Source organism: Microbacterium esteraromaticum, assembly GCF_900163815.1.
Lineage (GTDB): Bacteria > Actinomycetota > Actinomycetes > Actinomycetales > Microbacteriaceae > Microbacterium > Microbacterium esteraromaticum_B.
Genome location: NZ_FUKO01000019.1, coordinates 24,529 through 41,808, shown reverse-complemented (window position 1 = coordinate 41,808; position 17,280 = coordinate 24,529). Strand labels below are relative to the sequence as shown.

12 protein-coding genes are annotated in these 17,280 nt (G+C 66.6%); 5 read left to right on the top strand and 7 right to left on the bottom strand.

Translation table 11 applies throughout. The annotated features are described in order from the left end of the window. Positions 1-9: 9 nt before the first annotated feature. Entirely contained in the window at positions 10-2,481 is a 2,472-nt protein-coding gene (locus FM104_RS05650; protein ID WP_087130486.1) for an ATP-dependent helicase, read from the bottom strand. Between the two features lie 107 nt (positions 2,482-2,588). Between FM104_RS05650 and FM104_RS05645 the strand changes: the two genes are divergently transcribed. Next, a complete protein-coding gene (locus tag FM104_RS05645; RefSeq protein ID WP_087130485.1) occupies positions 2,589-2,990 on the top strand; it encodes a pyridoxamine 5'-phosphate oxidase family protein in 402 nt (133 codons plus the stop codon). 28 nt (positions 2,991-3,018) lie between these two features. Continuing rightward, entirely contained in the window at positions 3,019-3,411 is a 393-nt protein-coding gene (locus FM104_RS05640; RefSeq protein WP_087130484.1) for a YccF domain-containing protein, read from the top strand. Positions 3,412-3,418: 7 nt separating this feature from the next. Here the strand turns inward: FM104_RS05640 and FM104_RS05635 are convergent, their stop codons facing one another. After that, complete coding sequence (locus FM104_RS05635; RefSeq protein ID WP_087131105.1) at positions 3,419-4,405, bottom strand: glycerophosphodiester phosphodiesterase family protein; 987 nt, start codon at positions 4,403-4,405, stop codon at positions 3,419-3,421. Between the two features lie 87 nt (positions 4,406-4,492). Here FM104_RS05635 and FM104_RS05630 point away from each other — a divergent pair, with 87 nt between their 5' ends. The 3 genes from FM104_RS05630 to FM104_RS05620 all read left to right on the top strand — a co-directional run bounded on the left by FM104_RS05630 (position 4,493) and on the right by FM104_RS05620 (position 7,978). Next, on the top strand, positions 4,493-5,398 hold the full coding sequence (locus FM104_RS05630; protein ID WP_087130483.1) for a Bax inhibitor-1/YccA family protein: 906 nt from the start codon (positions 4,493-4,495) through the stop codon (positions 5,396-5,398). Between the two features lie 186 nt (positions 5,399-5,584). Then, positions 5,585-5,857, top strand: a complete 273-nt coding sequence (locus FM104_RS05625; protein ID WP_087130482.1) for a GlsB/YeaQ/YmgE family stress response membrane protein — start codon at positions 5,585-5,587, stop codon at positions 5,855-5,857. Positions 5,858-6,025: 168 nt separating this feature from the next. Continuing rightward, positions 6,026-7,978, top strand: a complete 1,953-nt coding sequence (locus tag FM104_RS05620) for a TPM domain-containing protein (RefSeq protein ID WP_179206686.1) — start codon at positions 6,026-6,028, stop codon at positions 7,976-7,978. Between the two features lie 60 nt (positions 7,979-8,038). Here FM104_RS05620 and guaA read toward each other — a convergent pair whose 3' ends face one another. The 5 genes from guaA to FM104_RS05595 form a co-directional block, all read right to left on the bottom strand. After that, positions 8,039-9,625 carry a glutamine-hydrolyzing GMP synthase gene (gene guaA, locus FM104_RS05615; RefSeq protein WP_087130480.1) on the bottom strand — a complete coding sequence of 529 codons (1,587 nt, stop codon included), beginning with the start codon at positions 9,623-9,625 and terminating at the stop codon, positions 8,039-8,041. Beyond that, the gene (locus FM104_RS05610; protein WP_087130479.1) at positions 9,622-10,131 is read right to left on the bottom strand and encodes a DUF3817 domain-containing protein; all 510 of its coding nucleotides are present in this window, start codon (positions 10,129-10,131) and stop codon (positions 9,622-9,624) included. The genes guaA and FM104_RS05610 overlap by 4 nt, the downstream gene beginning before the upstream one ends. Before the next feature lie 122 nt (positions 10,132-10,253). Then, the gene (locus tag FM104_RS05605) at positions 10,254-14,876 is read right to left on the bottom strand and encodes an ExeM/NucH family extracellular endonuclease (protein WP_256971535.1); all 4,623 of its coding nucleotides are present in this window, start codon (positions 14,874-14,876) and stop codon (positions 10,254-10,256) included. Between the two features lie 240 nt (positions 14,877-15,116). Next, a complete protein-coding gene (locus FM104_RS05600) occupies positions 15,117-15,932 on the bottom strand; it encodes an SURF1 family cytochrome oxidase biogenesis protein (protein ID WP_087130478.1) in 816 nt (271 codons plus the stop codon). After that, positions 15,929-17,047: a GuaB3 family IMP dehydrogenase-related protein gene (locus FM104_RS05595; RefSeq protein ID WP_087130477.1), complete on the bottom strand. Its 1,119-nt coding sequence runs from the start codon at positions 17,045-17,047 to the stop codon at positions 15,929-15,931. Before FM104_RS05595 ends, FM104_RS05600 begins: the two co-directional genes overlap by 4 nt. Positions 17,048-17,280: the final 233 nt, after the last annotated feature.

Genomic DNA, 17,280 nt, shown 5'->3' with positions numbered 1-17,280 from the left:
CGAAGCGACCTAGAGCTTTGAGATCGGAGCGATCTTGATCAGCAGCTTCTTCTGCCCGGCCGTATCGAAGCGCACATGCGCGATCCGTTTCGCACCCTCGCCCGTGACCGCTTCGATGCGTCCCTCGCCGAAGTCGTCGTGACGGATGCGGTCGCCTGCCGTGAGCTCGAGGTCTCCGTTGTCGCGGACTTTGCCGGTGACCTTGTTCGGGAAGCGGTCCATCGCCGTCGACAGCGGCTTCAGCGAGTCGCGCTTGGGCAGCGCCTGCACACCGAACCGGTCGCGGCCGGTCGATGCCCCCTGGCCGCCGTACTTCTGGAATCCGGGCCGCCCGTTGACTGCGGCTGACTGCCTGCCACGGGAGTTGACGTCACCCGGTGATTGCCGCCAGTCGATGAGCTCAGCGGGGATCTCCTGCAGGAACCGGCTCGGCATCGCCACGGTCACCTCGCCGAACTGGGCTCTGGTCATCGCCAGTGACAGGTGCAGTCGCTTGCGCGCGCGGGTGAGGCCGACGTAGAACAGCCGGCGCTCCTCTTGCGGACCACCGGGCTCGCCCGCGGAGATGCGGTGCGGAATGAGGTCTTCCTCGACGCCGGTGACGAACACAGCGTCGTACTCAAGGCCCTTCGCCGTATGCATCGTCATCAGCGAGACCGTGCCGGATTCATCGTCGAGGTCGTCGGCATCTGACACCAGCGCCACCTCGGTGAGGAAGTCGACGATGGAGCCGTCGGGGTTGTTGCGGGCGAAGTCTCGAGCCACCGCGATGAACTCGTCGAGGTTCTCGAGCCGCGCCTCGTCCTGCGGGTCGCGACTCGCGCGAAGGGTCTCGAAATAGCCGCTCTTGTTCAGCAGCACGGTCAGGCCCTCGGCGACGGACGTGGCCGGAGGCACCTCGCCGCTGGGGGGCAGCAGAATTGCACTGGCTTCGTCGAGCACAGCGTCCAGGCGGGCGATCGCCGCCTGGATCTTCGGCCCGACGCCCAGTGCGCCCGGGCTGCGCAGCGCATCACGGAAGCTGATGCCCGCGTCGACCGCGAAGCGGGCGATGGAAGTCTCGGTGACGTCACCGATTCCGCGGCGCGGCTTGTTCAGGATGCGGCGGACAGCCATCTCATCGGCGGGGTTCGCGACCGCTACCAGGTACGCCAGTGCGTCTTTGATCTCGGCGCGTTCGTAGAACTTCGTGCCGCCCATGATCTTGTACGGAACCGCAGAGCGGATGAAGATCTCTTCCAGCGCACGGGATTGGGAGTTCGTGCGGTAGAAGACGGCCATCTCGGAGTACGGGATGCCGGACCGGCGCAGCGATTCGACCTCGTCAGCAACGAACTGGGCCTCGTCGTGCTGCGAGTAGCCGGTGAAGCCGACGATCCTGTCGCCCGCTCCTCGGTCGCTCCACAGGTTCTTCGCCTTGCGGTCGAAGTTGTTGCCGATGACCGCGTTGGCTGCGGAGAGGATGTTCTGCGTCGACCGGTAGTTCTGTTCGAGCAGCACCACTCGCGCGCCGGGGAAGTCGCGTTCGAACTCGGAGATGTTGCGGATGTCTGCACCGCGGAACGCATAGATCGACTGATCGGAATCGCCGACCACCGTCAACGACGCACCTGTCATCGGCGCATCGGGCTCGGCCTCCGGAGCGGGCTCGAAGATCATCATTCCGTTGGAGGCATACGGTTCGGGTGCGCTGTCTGTCGACGGCGGTCGAGTGAGTTCGTGAATGAGCGAGTACTGCGCGTGGTTGGTGTCCTGATACTCGTCGACGAGGACATGGCGGAACCGACGCCGATAGGTGTCGGCGACCTTCGGGAAGGCCCGGAACAGGAACACCGTCTGCGCGATCAGGTCGTCGAAGTCGAAGGCGTTAGCCTTCTGCAGCGCGCGCTGGTAGTCGCCGAAGATGTCGACGAATTTTCGCTCGGCGGGGTCGCTCATATTCGCCTGGCGCGCGTAGCCCTCAGCATCCGTCAGCTCGTTCTTCAGCTTCGATATGCGCGACTGCACCGCACCAGGGGTGAAGCCGTACGCGTCGGCCTCGTGCTCTTTGACCAGTCGCTTGATCAGTGCCCGGGAATCGCCGGAGTCGTAGATCGTGAACGACTTGGTGAAGCCGAACTGCTCGGCCTCGCGCCGGAGGATCCGCACGCATGCCGAGTGGAACGTCGAGATCCACATGCCGCGAGCGACGTCGCCGACGAGGCCGGCCACGCGCTCGCGCATCTCGCCTGCAGCCTTGTTCGTGAACGTGATCGCGAGGATCTGGCTCGGCCATGCTTCGCGCTCGCGCAGCAGCAGTGCGATCCGCCGAGTGAGGACGCTGGTCTTTCCTGAGCCGGCGCCGGCGACGATCAGCAGTGCGCTGCCGCGATAGGTGACGGCTTCGAGCTGCTGCGGGTTGAGCCCCGCCAGCAGCTCGTCCTGCCCGTCAGATGAGGCGGAGGAGGCGGAAGCGGGGACGATGAGGGGTGCGTCGGTCATGGCTGTTCAAGTCTAGGTCGCCCCACTGACACCGCACCCACCGCCCCGTCGCAGGCAGTACCATCGGGGCATCGGCGGTCACACCCGATCGCCCGGAGGTGAGTGAGATGATCAGTGCTCTGGATGAGCAGGAGAGCTTCGCGCTGCTGTCGGCGGCGAGCATCGGCCGGGTCGGCCTCGTTCGCGACGGACGGGTAGAGATCATTCCGGTCAACTACCTCATGGATGGTCACGACGTCATCGTGCACACCCGCGACGACGGCATCCTCAGCCATCTGCCCGAGCAGTCCGACGTCGCGTTCGAAGTCGATCACCACGATGACCTGGGCGGCACGGCGTGGAGTGTGCTGCTGAGCGGCCGCGTCATCGTTGTACCGGAGAACGAGCAGAAGCAGCTCTCCGGCGTCGATCGGGTGCGTCCATGGGCAGGGGGCGAACGCTCGCTCTGCCTCCGACTGGTCGTCGAGCGGATCTCCGGTCGCCGCGTCAGCAGGCGACGAAACCCCTGACACGCGCTGGTCGTGCAAGAATCAGCGCATGCGCACGATCCTCAACATCATCTGGGTCATCCTGGCCGGCTGGGCCCTGTTCCTCGGCTACGTCTTCGCGGGCCTTCTGCTCTGCATCCCGATCGTGACGATTCCATGGGCGATCGCATCGTTCCGCCTGGCGCGCTATGCGTTCTGGCCGTTCGGCAGACAAGTCATCGACAAACCCACCGCCGGTGTCGGCTCGCTCCTGGGCAACATCATCTGGGTCATCCTGGCCGGCTGGTGGCTGGCGATCGGGCACATCATCTCCGGCATCGCCCTGTGTCTCACGATCATCGGCATCCCGATGGGCATCGCTGACTTCAAGATGGTGTCGATCTCGCTCATGCCGCTCGGCAAGGAGATCGTTCCGACGAGAACGGGCGCCTTCGCGCGCTGAGGCGAAGTCAGGAGCGGAAGAACGCGACGCCCAGGTCGGGATGGTCGACGAACACGCCGTCGACCCCGGCGCGGGCGATCGCGGCCCACTCGGCTTCATAGTCGCCGAAAGCCGCCTTGCCACCCGAGGACCGGAACCGCGCCGAGAGAAAAGCGTTCTCGGGGCGGCACGTCCAGGTGAATACCCGCAGACCGCGGGCGTGCGCGTCCGCCACGATCGTCGCGCCCGGCGCGAGCAGCATCCGCTTGTTGACGCTGATGCCGTCGACCTCGCCGACGAGCCGATCGAGCCCGCCTGGGGTGACGGCATCCGCGTAGGCCGGTGCGGTTTTGCCCATCGAGGTGACCAGGTCGAACGGCTTGCCGGCGGCCTCGATGAGATAGATGAAGGATGCCGCGAGGCCGGTCGACCGCAGCCGGGCCAGCACCGTCGACTCGAACGCTTCGATCACCAGCGGCAGCTCGCCGTCAGCCCAGCCGTGCGCTCGCAGGTCGCGCTCGATCAGCGGTGCCAGGTCAAGACCGAGTCGCTCGAAATAGGTCGCGTGCTTGATCTCCAGCACGATGCCGATCTCTCGCCCGTACTCCACCGACCCCTGTCGGATGAGTGCAAGCAGATCGGTGAGCCGCAGGATCGGCTGGGTGTCATCGAAAGAGGCACTCGAGCGCCGGATCTTGGGCAGCCGCTCGCGGCAGCGCAACGTGGAGAGCTCGGCCCAGGTGAAGTCTTCGGTGAACCATCCCGTCAGCGAGACGCCGTCGATCTTCTTCGTCGTGCGCCGGTCAGCGAATTCGGGATGCCCGGAGACGTTCGTGGTGCCGGAGATCTCATTCTCATGCCGCAGCACCAGCACGCCGTCGCTCGTGGCGACGACATCCGGCTCGACAGCATCCACCCCCATCGCGAGGGCCAGTTCGTACGACGATCTGCTGTGCTCGGGGCGATAACCGGGGGCGCCGCGATGCCCGATGACGAGCGGAGATTTCCTGGGCACGTTCTCAGCGTAAAGCACCGCAATCATAGCTTTCCGCCGTATCGTAGAAGAAAGCGTTGACCGATCCCTCGGGAGTAGAGGCACCCCATGAGCAATTTCGCATTCAATAACCCCGCGTTCCAGAAGCAGGACCCGCGCAACGTCGCGACCTACCCTGGCGCGGCGCAGGGTCAGTACGCACCGCCGCCCGCCGCGTCACAGCACGCCGCGGTGACCGCTGCAGCCAACGCCCAGATGGAAGGCATGTACGCCGCTCCACCCGCTGGAGCCCTCGAGACCGACCGGATGTCGATCGAAGACACCGTCTGGAAGACCGTCGGGCTGTTCGCCATCCTCGTGGCCACTGCCGTCGCCGGTTGGATCTGGACGGCCTCGACGTTCAACCCCATCACCGGCAGCGTCGACCTCACGCCGTGGATCGTCGGCGCACTGGGTGGCTTCGTGCTGGCGATGGTCATCGTCTTCACCTCGCGCAAGAAGGTGCGCCCGGGGCTGATCTTCGCGTACGCCGCCTTCGAGGGTGTGTTCATCGGCGCGATCTCGGCCTTCTTCGAGACGCTCTGGCCTGGCATCGTCATGCAGGCGACCCTGGCGACGCTCGCCGTCGTCGGCGTGACGCTCGCACTGTTCGCCAGCGGCAAGATCCGCGCGTCGAAGAAGATGACCAAGATCTTCATGATCGCCATGATCGGCTACCTGGTGTTCTCGGTGCTGAACCTCGTGCTGATGTGGACCAACGTCCTACCTCAGGACCAGATGTTCGGTATGCGCAGCGCGACGATCGCGGGCATTCCGCTGGGCCTCATCCTCGGCATCCTCGTCGTCTTCATGGCCGCGTACTCGCTGGTGCTGGACTTCGATCAGATCCAGCAGGGCGTGCGCAACGGCGCACCCCGCAAATACGGCTGGCTCGGCGCCTTCGGCATCATGGTCACCGTGGTGTGGCTGTATGTCGAGATCCTGCGCATGATCGCCATTCTGCGCAGCAACTGATCCGCTGATCGCACGAAAGGGCCGCCCTCTTCGGAGGGCGGCCCTTTTCGGCTGTCACCAGGCAGAACAGCGACTCACCGAAGTCGCGCTTGCCATTCTCCGCACAGGTACTGCATTCTTATCTCACGCGCTGACGCCCTCGTCTGCGCGGGAACACCAGAGCACATAGAGAACGGAGCCACCATCATGGGCTTCCTTGCTTTTCTTCTCCTCGGTCTCATCGCCGGCGCGATCGCGAAACTGATCCTGCCCGGCAAGCAGGGCGGCGGCTGGTTCGTCACTCTGCTGCTCGGCGTCGTCGGCGCCATCCTCGGCGGCTGGCTCGGCAGCATGATCTTCAACACGAAGATCGACGAGTTCTGGTCGCTGTCATCCTGGCTGCTCGCCATCGGCGGGTCGCTCATCGTGCTGCTGATCTACGGCCTCATCGTCGGCCGCGGAGACCGCCGCAAGGCCTGAGCGGGCCTGAACACGACAAGGCAGGAGACGGGCGGGCAGCCCGTCTCCTGCTTTTTCTCGTCATGGCGCCGCCTGCCATGATGGATCACGGACGAGGATCGAGTTGCAAGAGCGACGAGGCACGTGAAGGGGCGGACGATGCGGAGAAATCGGGCGAGAACGACGACAGTGGCGACCGCTCTCGCGCTGATGCTCGGAGTGCTGCTCGGATCGGGCAGCGCCGCCCTCGCCGAGACGCCCGTCGATCTGGATCCCGGTTACGTCACCGACCTGTCGGGCGTGCTCAGCGACTCCGCGGAGCAGCAGCTGGAGCAGCAGCTGAGCGAGCTGGCCGCCACCGACGATCGACCCGAACTGTATGTGATCCTCGTGCCGGACTTCGAGGACCCCCGCAACGCGCTCGCTTGGGCGGACAAGACCGCGCAGCTCAACAACCTCGCATCTGACCAGTACCTTCTCGCGATCTCCACCGAGGGACGCAGCCTGGCGATCTCGGCCGAATACGGCGGCGACGGCGTCAAGGCGGGCCCGCTCTCGGAGTCACGTGTGCTGAAGATCGAGGACCAACTCGGAAGCGGCTACCTTCGCACCGATGACTGGGCCGGTGGGATCGAGTACGTCGCCGACGAGCTCACCAAAGTGCCTTGGCCGTGGTGGGTGTGGGTGGTGGGGCTGGCCGGGCTCGCGCTGATCGTCTTCATCGTCACGCGCGTCGTGCTGTTCCTGCGCCGACGCGCCGCTCTCGCCGCTGAGCTGCGCACACTGGAGGGGCGGAAGAAGCGCGCCGCACAGCGGCTCGTGCAGACTGACGAGGCCGTGCGCACCAGCGAGCAGGAACTCGGCTTCGTCACCGCGGAGTTCGGAGAGCAGACCACCGCCGAGTTCACCGCCGTGCTCGAGGACTGCCGCTCGAAGCTGCAGGTCGCGTTCGAGCTGCTGGAGAAGCTGCAGGATGCTGTCGAAGACACCCCGGATGACACCCGGGCGTGGACGAAGGGAATCTTCGGCCTCTGCGCGAGGGTCGATCGGGCACTCGAGGAGCGCACCGAGAAGCTGGCGGCGCTGCGCGCGCTCGCGAAGAACTCCACCGAGACGCTCGCACGGCTGAAGACCGCTCGGGCCGAGGCGACCAGGACGCAGACGGATGCCGTGGCGCGTCTCGCCACGCTGTCAGATGCCTTCCCACCGGCCGACCTGGTCACGATCGCAGGAAACCCGCGCGAGATTGCTGAGCGCCTGAGCGATGCCGACGAGGAGTTCGTCGCGCTGGAGACAGCTATCCAGGCGCGCAAGCCGCGGGCGATCGCCGAGTCCGTGCACGAGATCGAACGCCTTCTCGCCGAGGCCGATGACCTGGGCGAGGCCATCGCCGCGTACGCCGAGGTGCTCGCGGCGCACGCGCCAGCATCCGCAGTCCGCACCAGCGGCGCAGAGACGCCGGTGACTCTGGATCAGGCTGCCGCGGCCGTGCGCGCTGCGCAGGCCTCGGTGCAGGGCCGCAGCGGCGGGATCGGATCCGCAGCGCTGAGCCGGCTGTACCTGGCCCAGCGTCGTCTCGCCGACGGGAGATCGGCCACTGATCCGACCGAGGCGCAGCGCCTCGCCCGAGCCTCGCGCGATCTGGCTCAGGAAGCGCTGGAGAAGTCGACCGTGTCCGCTCCGACCGCGGCATCTTCCCTGGCGGGCGCCGGGTCCTCCGGATCGCGGTTCGCATCAGCGCGCGACGCCGACGGCCCGGCCATGTTCGACCCGCCGTCGTCGACCGGCTCGAGCCGGAGTTCGACGGCTCGCCGCACCTCCAGCCACGATGATCCATCCACGGGCGGAAAGGCAGCGTGGGGTGCGGTCAGCGGCGGGATCATGGGCCTGGTCGGCGGCGGCTCACTGGCCGATGGCGAAGTCGGCGCGGTCGTGATGTTCGCGCTCGGAGGGGCCGCACTCGGCGCCTTGTTCGGCGCGTTCGCGAAGGGCGAGGGCGGAGGCGGCTCGTCGTCCGGTTGGGGCGGCTCGTCGCGCCGGAGCTCATCGCGCTCGTCGCACCGCAGCTCGTCGCGCAGCAGTTCACGCAGTCGGTCGGGCGGCAGCCGTTCCTCCGGTCGGTCGGGCGGCCGCCGCTTCTAGCATCCGCTCCCCCGGCGCATGTGCGAAAGGGACGCGGACGCGCCGGCCGTCAGGCCGCGGTCACTCCCATTCGATCGTCGCCGGCGGCTTCGACGTGACGTCGAGCACGACCCGGTTGACCTCGCGCACCTCGTTGGTGATGCGGTTGGAGATCTTCGACAGCACGTCGTACGGCAGTCGAGTCCAGTCGGCAGTCATCGCGTCTTCGCTCGACACCGGGCGCAGCACGATCGGGTGACCGTACGTGCGGCCGTCGCCCTGCACGCCCACCGAGCGCACGTCGGCCAACAGCACGACGGGGCACTGCCAGATCGTCTGATCCAGCCCGGCCTTGGTGAGCTCTTCGCGGGCGATCGCGTCGGCCTCGCGCAGCACCTCGAGACGCTCGCGCGTCACTTCGCCGATGATGCGGATGCCGAGGCCGGGCCCGGGGAACGGCTGGCGCCCGACGATGGCTTCGGGGATGCCGAGTTCACGGCCGATCGCACGGACCTCGTCCTTGAACAGCGCGCGCAGCGGCTCGACGAGCTCGAAGTCGAGGTCTTCCGGAAGCCCGCCCACGTTGTGGTGCGACTTGATGTTCGCGGTGCCCGCTCCCCCGCCCGACTCGACGACGTCGGGGTAGAGCGTGCCCTGCACGAGAAACTTCACCGGTGCGCCACCCGTGGCCTTGGCCTCTTCGACCAGGTCGAGCTGCACCTGTTCGAAGGCGCGGATGAACTCGCGGCCGATGATCTTGCGCTTCGTCTCGGGGTCGGTGACACCGGCGAGGTGACCGAGAAACGTGTCAACCGCATCGACGGTGATCAGGCGCACGCCGGTCGATTCGACGTAGTCCTTCTCGACTTGTTCGCGCTCGCCCTGGCGCAGCAGGCCGTGGTCGACGAAGACCGCGGTGAGCTGATCGCCGATGGCCTTGTGCACGAGAGCAGTCGATACCGCCGAGTCGACGCCGCCGGAGAGCGCCGAGATGACCCGGGCATCGCCGACCTGCTCGCGGATGCGGGCGATCTGCTCGGCGATGACGTTGTCGCTGTTCCAGTCGGTGGGCAGTCCCGCACCCTTGTGCAGGAAGTTCTCGATGATCGCCTGTCCGTGGTCGGAGTGCTTGACCTCGGGGTGCCACTGCACACCGTAGAAGCGTCGGTCCTCGTCGGCGAAGGCGGCGACCTTGGTCGCGTTCGTGGTGGCGAGCACCTCGAAGCCCTCTGGCGCACGTGCGACCTGGTCGCCGTGACTCATCCACACGTTCTGCTCGGCCGGCTGACCCGTCATCAGCGGGCTGTCGCTGGCTGAGATCGTCGCATCGGTGGCACCGTATTCACGGAGCCCCGTGTTCGCGACCTCGCCGCCGAGAGTCTGAGCCATGTACTGGAAGCCGTAGCAGATGCCCAGTGTCGGCACGCCGAGGTCGAACACCTTCGGGTCGAGCTGCGGGGCACCCTCGTCGTAGACCGACGACGGACCGCCGGAGAGGATGAGCGCGACCGGATTCTTCGCGGCGATCTCCTCTGCGGTTGCGGTGTGCGGCACGATCTCGCTGTAGACGCCGGCCTCGCGCACGCGGCGGGCGATCAGCTGCGCGTACTGCGCACCGAAATCGACGACGAGCGCAGGACGCTGCTGGGTCTCGGTCTGTTCGGTCAACGGGTGCCTTCCGTGGTTGAGATTGCTTGTGCCTCTGAGCCGGCCTGGGTCCCTGAACCTGTCGAAGGGCCGTTCTCCTCGCGCGTTGCAAGATATGCCTTCACGTCACGCGCAACGCGCACCTCCATGAAGAAGGAGAGCAGCGGGATGACGCCACCGAGAGCGAGAAGGATGAAGCGCAGGAACGGCCAGCGCATCAGGCTCCACATCCGGAAGCAGGCGAAGAGGTACACGACGTAGAACCAGCCGTGCACGATCAGGATGCTCAGCGACAGGTTCACTCCGTCGCCGGTGGATTCCAGCCCCTTCGGCCCTTCCACGACGTCGGCGAGCCAGAGGAACCCTCCGGATCCGCCGAGGAAGAGTTCAAGGCGGATCGGCGTGTACTTCAGCACCATCTCCGTCACGAGCAGCAGCAGCATGACGCCGGTGATGATCGAGGCGATCTGATAGAACTTCAGCGCTCCGCGGATCGCCGGGAAGCTGGCGACTTTGGGCTCGGACATGCCTCCAGTCTACTCAGCCGACCGCACCGCCAGGCACGCCGCAGACCAACGGAACACGGAGAAGTGCCCGCCACCTCCGGAGAGCTGGCGGGCACTTTCTCATGCGCGATTATCCTGACGGATCAGAGGCGCTCTGCCTTGCGGCGACGTGCGACGACCAGGGCCAGTCCGAGTGTCAGCAGCAGAGCTGCGAGCACCAGGTACGGCACCGAGTCGGCACCGGTTGTGGCCAGGTCATCGCCCGGGTTTGAGCCCGGGCCGCCGTCTGCCGCAGTGACGGTGAGCGGCGCAGTGGCCTCTGCCCCATCACTCTGGATGACGGCGATCGTGTGCGCACCCGCGGCGGTGTTCTTCGGCACCGTCACGGTGGCCGAGAACGTGCCGTCGGCGGCAACGGTGGCCGTGCCGAGCTGCACCGGCGTGGACCGCAACTCGATGGTGAGTTCGTCACCTGCCGCGAAGCCCTCGCCGGAGACGGTGACCGTGCCGCCTGCGGCGACCTTGGTCTTGCTCAGCGTGATCGTGCCTTCGGCCGGCGGTGCCGCGCCGAAGGTGACCGGGACCATGACCGCAGTGCCGGTGTCAGCCACCGTCACCAGCAGCAGCTGCGCTCCGTAGACGCCTTCCGGGGCAGTGAAGGACAGGCTCGCCCGTCCTGCCTCGTCGGTCGTGTCCACCACGCTCGCGTCGATCGCGCCGGTTGCGAGTTCGGTGCCATCGAGCGAGATCGACACCGAGGTCGGCGCCGGCTCTCCCCCGCTGAAGGCCAGCGATGACAGGTCGACAGTCACTGTGTCGCCAGCCGAGCTGACCACTGCACCGACGGCACGCTGCGCCATGTCGGGTGTGGCGGTCTGGTTCTCAGAGAACCAGTCGACCATCGACTGCAGGTCGATCTTGCCGGTGTCCTTCGCGTTCGCGCCCTTGGCGAGGGTGAAGAAGCTGTCTCCACCGCCGGCGAGGAACGAGTTCGCCGCGACCAGGTAGGACGCGTCCGGATCGACCGCGGTGCCGTTGAGCATGATCGAGGTGATCCGCTCACCGCGCGCGGCCGTCGGGTCGTACGTGTACGTCAGGCCCTCCGAGACGCCGAGCTTCAGGAAAGGACGTGACGCACCGTCAGGCTGCCACTGCTCTTCGAGGACGCTCTTCAGCTGTGCACCGGTGAGCTCGAGCGTGATGAGCGTGTTGGCGAACGGCTGCACCGTCGCCGCCTCGCGATAGGTCACGTTGCCATCCGGATCGGTGGATCCGGTCGATGCGTAGGTCAGGTTGGCACGCAGCCCGCCCGGGTTCATCAGCGCGATATCCGCGCCGGTGGACCACTTCTGCACATCGGCGACGAAGTTGCCGATCGTGGACTCGCCACCGCGGTTCTCCGCGCCGTCGCTCTGAAGCGCACGGTTGAAGTCTCCCGTGATCTCGCCGACCTTGATGGCACCCAGCACGTCGGCCTCGGCCTTCGCGTCGTCGACGATGTCCTGCACGGCGGCGACGGGCGGATAGTTGGGCACCCACTTGCCGTCGACCTGCTTGGCCAGCGGGCGGATCTCATTGACGATCGAGATCAGCTCGTGGGTCTGCGCGTCGACCTGCAGGTTCATCACACCGAGGTTCTGGCCGTACTGCCCCGCCGAGACGACCGGGCGGCCGTCGATGACGTGGTTGTAGGCCAGGTGGGTGTGCGCCGACACGATCGCATCCACGTCGTCATCGACGCCGTAGACGATCTCGCCCAGCGGCGACGTCGGAGTGATGCTGTCGAGGCCGATGGTGGCCGCGCCTTCGTGCACGAGCAGGATGATGACATCCGCCTCGCCGTTGGTCGGGTCGCCGTCACGCAGGTCGTCCGCCACGGCGTTCACCGAGTCGACGATGCTGCGCACCTCGAGGTCCTTGATGCCCTCTGGCGTGACAAGCGAGTCGAGGTCTTCGGTGACAGCACCGATGAATCCGACCCGCACGCCGTCCAGCTCCTTGACCCATGCAGGTGCCAGAGCGGTCTCACCGGTCTCGGTGATGAACACGTTCGACGAGATGTACTCCCAGTCCGCGCGGTCCTGCACGCGGTCGCGCAGGTCTTCCCAGCCCTGGTCGAACTCGTGGTTGCCAGCGGCGCTGACGTCAAGTCCGGCGAGGTTGAGTGCGTCGATGGTGGGATTGTCGTCCTGGATGAACGATGTGAACGTCGATGCGCCGATCAGGTCACCGGCGGCGGCGAAGATCGTGTTCGGGTTCGCGTCGCGCACGGACTGCACCGCACCCGCCAGCACGGCAGCCCCGGCACTGGCGCCATCCGCCTCGATCCGACCGTGGAAGTCGTTGATCGTCGCGATGTCGATGCTGATCGGCGGTGCGGTCGCCGAGACTCCGACGAGAATCGGGTCGTGGTCGCTCGAGCGGAACGGGGTGCTGCTTTCGGTTGCGCCGAAGGCGTAGCCGCGGTCGCTCCACTCGGGCGAGTTGATCGTCCAGACGGCTGCGCCGGTAACCGAATCAGCCAGCGAGGGCGATGCGATCACGTGGTCGAGTGAGCCCAGCTCGCCGTCGAACGTGTACGTGTAGGTTCCGCTGTCCTTGGCCGGCACGGTGTCGAGCCACCCCTTGGAGGTGAACACGTTGATCGGGTCTTCCTGCCCGTAGGCGTTGAAGTCGCCGATCAGCAGCATGTCGGCGCTGCCGTTGTCCTGCGCGAGCTCGTCGGTGAACGCCAGCAGCGACTCGGCCTGCTTGACGCGGTCGCCGTTGAAGTGGCCCTGTCCATCGGCGGGCTCGGTGCCGCTGCCGGACTTCGACTTGAAGTGGTTCGCGACGACGGTCACGGTGCGGCCGTCGATGTCGAAGGCCTGGGCGATCGGCTCACGCACGTTGCCCCATACGGTCTCATCGTCGATCGTCGAGCTGGCGCCGACCGGAGTGACTTCGCCCTTCTTGTAGATGATGGCGTTGGTGATGAAGTCGGTCGTGGCGGCATTGCGCAGCGACTCCGGGGTCGGCACGTAGGCCCACGTCTCGGAACCCGTCGCGGCGTTCAGCCCGCTGACGAGGTCGGCGAGCGCGGTATCGACCGGTTCGCCGAGTTTGACCGAGTTCTCGATCTCCATCAGCGAGACGACCTCTGCGTCGAGGCCGTTAATCGCCGCGACGATCTTCGACTTCTGGATCGCGAACTGCGCCGCTGTCTTGGCACCACGAGCATCCGCGTTCTCGGAGCTCAGCGTCGTGAAGTAGTTGTAGACGTTGAACGAGGCGATCTGCACGTCTCCGCCGACCGACGGGACCGCGGGGCGCGGGTTGTTCGTGGTGAAAGAGACCTTCTGGTCATCGGGCGACTCGCTGCTCAGCGGCGTGGTCGGCTGCAGGCGCCAGTCATCGAAGCCGTACTGCAGCACGAAGCCCTTGTCGCCGAAGTCGACGAGGTCGCCGTTGCGGACGACCTCTCCCTTGGTGAAGTAGGGCTGGTCACCCGGGTATGCGTTATTGGTGACCTGGATGTTGTAGCCGTCGTCGAGGAAGATGCGGTCCGCGCGGTTCGTCCCGGCGATCGCAGCAGCATCCGGCCCCGGGCGCTTGACCTCGGTGCTCTTCACGTTCAGCTCGTCGGGGTTCAGCCAGAGCGTGCCGAAGTTGAACAGCTGGTGACTGGAGGCCACGGCATAGTCGCCGACCGGCTGCACGAGCATGTTCTCGTACGCTTCGCGGTCGGCTCCGACGACAGACGTCGGCAGCGGCGTGAGCGCGGGAACGCCGACACCGGCCGTGACGACGGCGACAGCGGAGGCGGCGGCGACCTTGATCTGCGTCTGCCCGAAGTATTCGTCGACCGTCCCGGTGACCGAGACGAGGTCGCCGATCTCACCGGGAACGGCCTTGCCGTCTACGAAGACGAAGACACCGTCGGACGCATCGCCCACCGCGTGCGCATCGCCACCGGAACCCTGCGCCTGGATGACGATGCCGTTGTAGTTACCGGTGCGGTAATCGGCGGTGATGATGCCCTCGGCTGTGACCAGTTGGCCCTTCATCGGCGAGACGTCACCGGTGCCCTGCACCTCGGCGATGGTCGCCGCAACGGCATCGCCCGGATCGGTGCCCGGGTCGGTGCCGGGATCGGCCTCGGTCTCGCCGGCGGCGTTCGTCGGAGAGATCGTCGCCGAGAGCGAGAAGTCGGCGCTGTTGTCGTCGGTGTCAGCGCCGTTGGTGCGGTTAAGCGATCTGACGTCAGTGTTATTGGACGGGGCGGTGGCTGCAGCCGTCTCGTAGGTATTGGAGTCGCCGTAGCCGAGCAGGTCGATGATGCCGTCGACGCTGACGAGAGATCCGATACCGGGATCGAGCTTGTCGGTGCCGTTCACCAGAGCGAGCGTGCCCTTGCCGCCGCTGAAAGCAATCGCGCTGCTCGCATCGGCCTCGGGCAGGTCGGCGCCGGTGGCACCGTTGCTGTTGGCCTCGACCAGATAGTAGCCGCCAGCCGGAATGCTTCCGCTCAGCGGGATGACACCGGTGAACGCCGTGGCGGTTCCGGATGCCCGGTACTGCAGCGACATCCCGTCCAGCACGATGTCGGCGTCTGTCGGGTTGTACAGCTCGACGAACTTGTTCTTGAAGGCCGCGCCCGCGCTGCCGCCGGAAAGGTACGCCTCATTGATGACGACCCCCGTTCCTTCGGCATTCGCGAAAGCGGGCGTGGCGATGAGCGTTCCGAAGCTCATCGCGGCGGCGGTGGTCAGGGCGAGAGCGCCCATGCGCCCCCTGCTCCTGCGAAGTGGGATGGGAATCATGCGATTCCCATCGGGGGCGGCCGACATCATCGTTGCAGTCTCCTCGCTCAGGATGAGCCACGGCTCTCGTGAAACCGCGGCCTACGTGAGCGTCCAGGACGCACACGCATGACTGTGACCCTAGAGCGAGCCGACGACATCCGGCAAGGGAATTCTTGATCCGGTCACCGAAAGGTCACGGATCAGTTGCCGAGCGAGACGCGCTCAGGCGGTCGGTTCGGGGCCCGCCGCGTCTTCGAACTCCTCGACCTCGCGCTCCCACGCGTCTTTCGCGAGCCGATACCAGAGGTAGAACGCGAAGCCCGCGAATACCGCCCATTCGGCGGCGTAGAAGACGTTCAGCCAGTTGACCGGCGATTTCTGCGTCGGCGCCGGCGAGCTGATGTCGACGAGCCCGGCGGGTGCCTCGACGGATGCCAGGTACGGCCGATACACGTTCAGCTGCTCGACATCGTGCCAGCGGCTGAGCAGCGCGGCAGGAGACATGCGGGTCAACTGCAGGGGGTCGGTGCGCGGCGGCACCTCCACGCCCTCATCATCGATCACTCGGCCGGTGATCGTCGTCTCGACGGGTCCGGCGTCTGCGAGAGCGGATGCCGCAGCATCCGCTTCTTCCCGGGTCTGAGCCCACCCGAGTGCCACCGCGATCGAGGTGCGCTCGGCGACGCGCAGCTGCCCGGTGACCCAGTAGCCCTCCGCGCCGTCATTGAACCGCGATGAGATGACGATGAAATCTTCCGGCAACCACGTGCCGCTGGTCTCGACGCGCTGACCACCGGCAGACTCGGCCAGGTACTTGCCGGGCTCGATGACGTCGGTCAGCGGACGCACCTGTTCGGTGGCTCCAGGCGGCGGCGGGTCGGTGTCGATCGCGCGCCCCAGCTGCCATTGCCCGAGCCAGGCGAACACGCCCGCGACGACCAGGCAGAGAACGAGCACGCCCAGCCACCGGCGGCGCAGCAGCACCTCGCGCAGTGTCGGCGGAAACTCCTGCGGCAACGCGGGCTCGGTCGACGTCATCCCAGCTCGTACGGGGCGAGCACGACCTCGACCCGCTGGAACTCCTTGAGGTCGGAGTATCCGGTTGTGGCCATCGATTTGCGCAGTGCACCGATCAGGTTCGCCGTGCCGTCGGCGACCGGGGCCGGTCCGTAGAGGATCTCCTCGAGGTTGCCGACGCCGTGCACCGATACGCGGCGTCCGCGCGGAAGCTGCGGGTGGTGCGCCTCGGCGCCCCAGTGGAAGCCCTGGCCCGGCGCATCGGTGGCGCGGGCGAGCGCGACGCCGAGCATCACGGCATCCGCCCCCATGGCGAGCGCCTTGACCATGTCTCCGGACGTGCCGACGCCGCCATCGGCGATCACATGCACGTAGCGGCCGCCGGACTCGTCGAGGTAGTCGCGGCGCGCAGCGGCGACGTCTGAGACAGCGGTGGCCATCGGCGCGTGGATGCCGAGGGTGACGCGCGTGGTGGAAGCCGCTCCCCCGCCGAAGCCGACGAGCACGCCGGCGGCGCCGGTGCGCATGAGGTGCAGGGCGGCGGTGTACGTGGAGGCACCGCCGACGATGACCGGCACATCGAGGTCGTAGATGAACTTCTTGAGGTTCAGTGGCTCGGTCACACTGGAGACGTGCTCGGCCGAGACCGTGGTGCCGCGGATGACGAAGAGGTCGACACCGGCGGCGACAACGGTCTCGTAGAGCTCCTGCGTGCGCTGCGGGGTGAGGGAACCTGCGACGGTGACGCCCGCCTCGCGGATCTCGGCGAGGCGCTGCTTGATGAGCTCGGGCTTGATCGGTTCGGAGTACAGCTGCTGCATGCGCACGGTCGCGCTCTGCATGGGAAGCGCAGCGATCTCGTCGAGCAGCGGCTGCGGGTCTTCGTAACGGGTCCACAGTCCCTCGAGATCGAGCACGCCGAGGCCGCCGAGCTGGCCCAGCATGATCGCCGTCTTCGGGCTGACCACCGAGTCCATCGGCGCGCCGAGCACGGGGATATCGAACGAGAACGCGTCGATCGTCCACCCCGTCGAGACGTCTTCAGGGTTGCGGGTGCGCCGCGACGGAACGACCGCGATGTCGTCGAAAGTGTAGGCACGACGCGCGCGCTTGCCTCGGCCGATCTCGATGTCCATGCTCACCCTTCTACCCTACCCGCCGAGGGTCATGAGGTCCGGCGCTGGGGCGGCGCCTGGGCGAGCGCGCTCCCGAGAACAGGCGCGTTCACGAGAACAGGTCAACTTCGCGGCATCCGTCCTGTGTGCGGCAATCATCCTGTTCTCGATCACGCCCACTCGTCCTGCACAGATGAAGATCGTCATGAGTTGTCCCCAGAACATGCCGAAGTGACGTCCGGCGGATGCCGGGA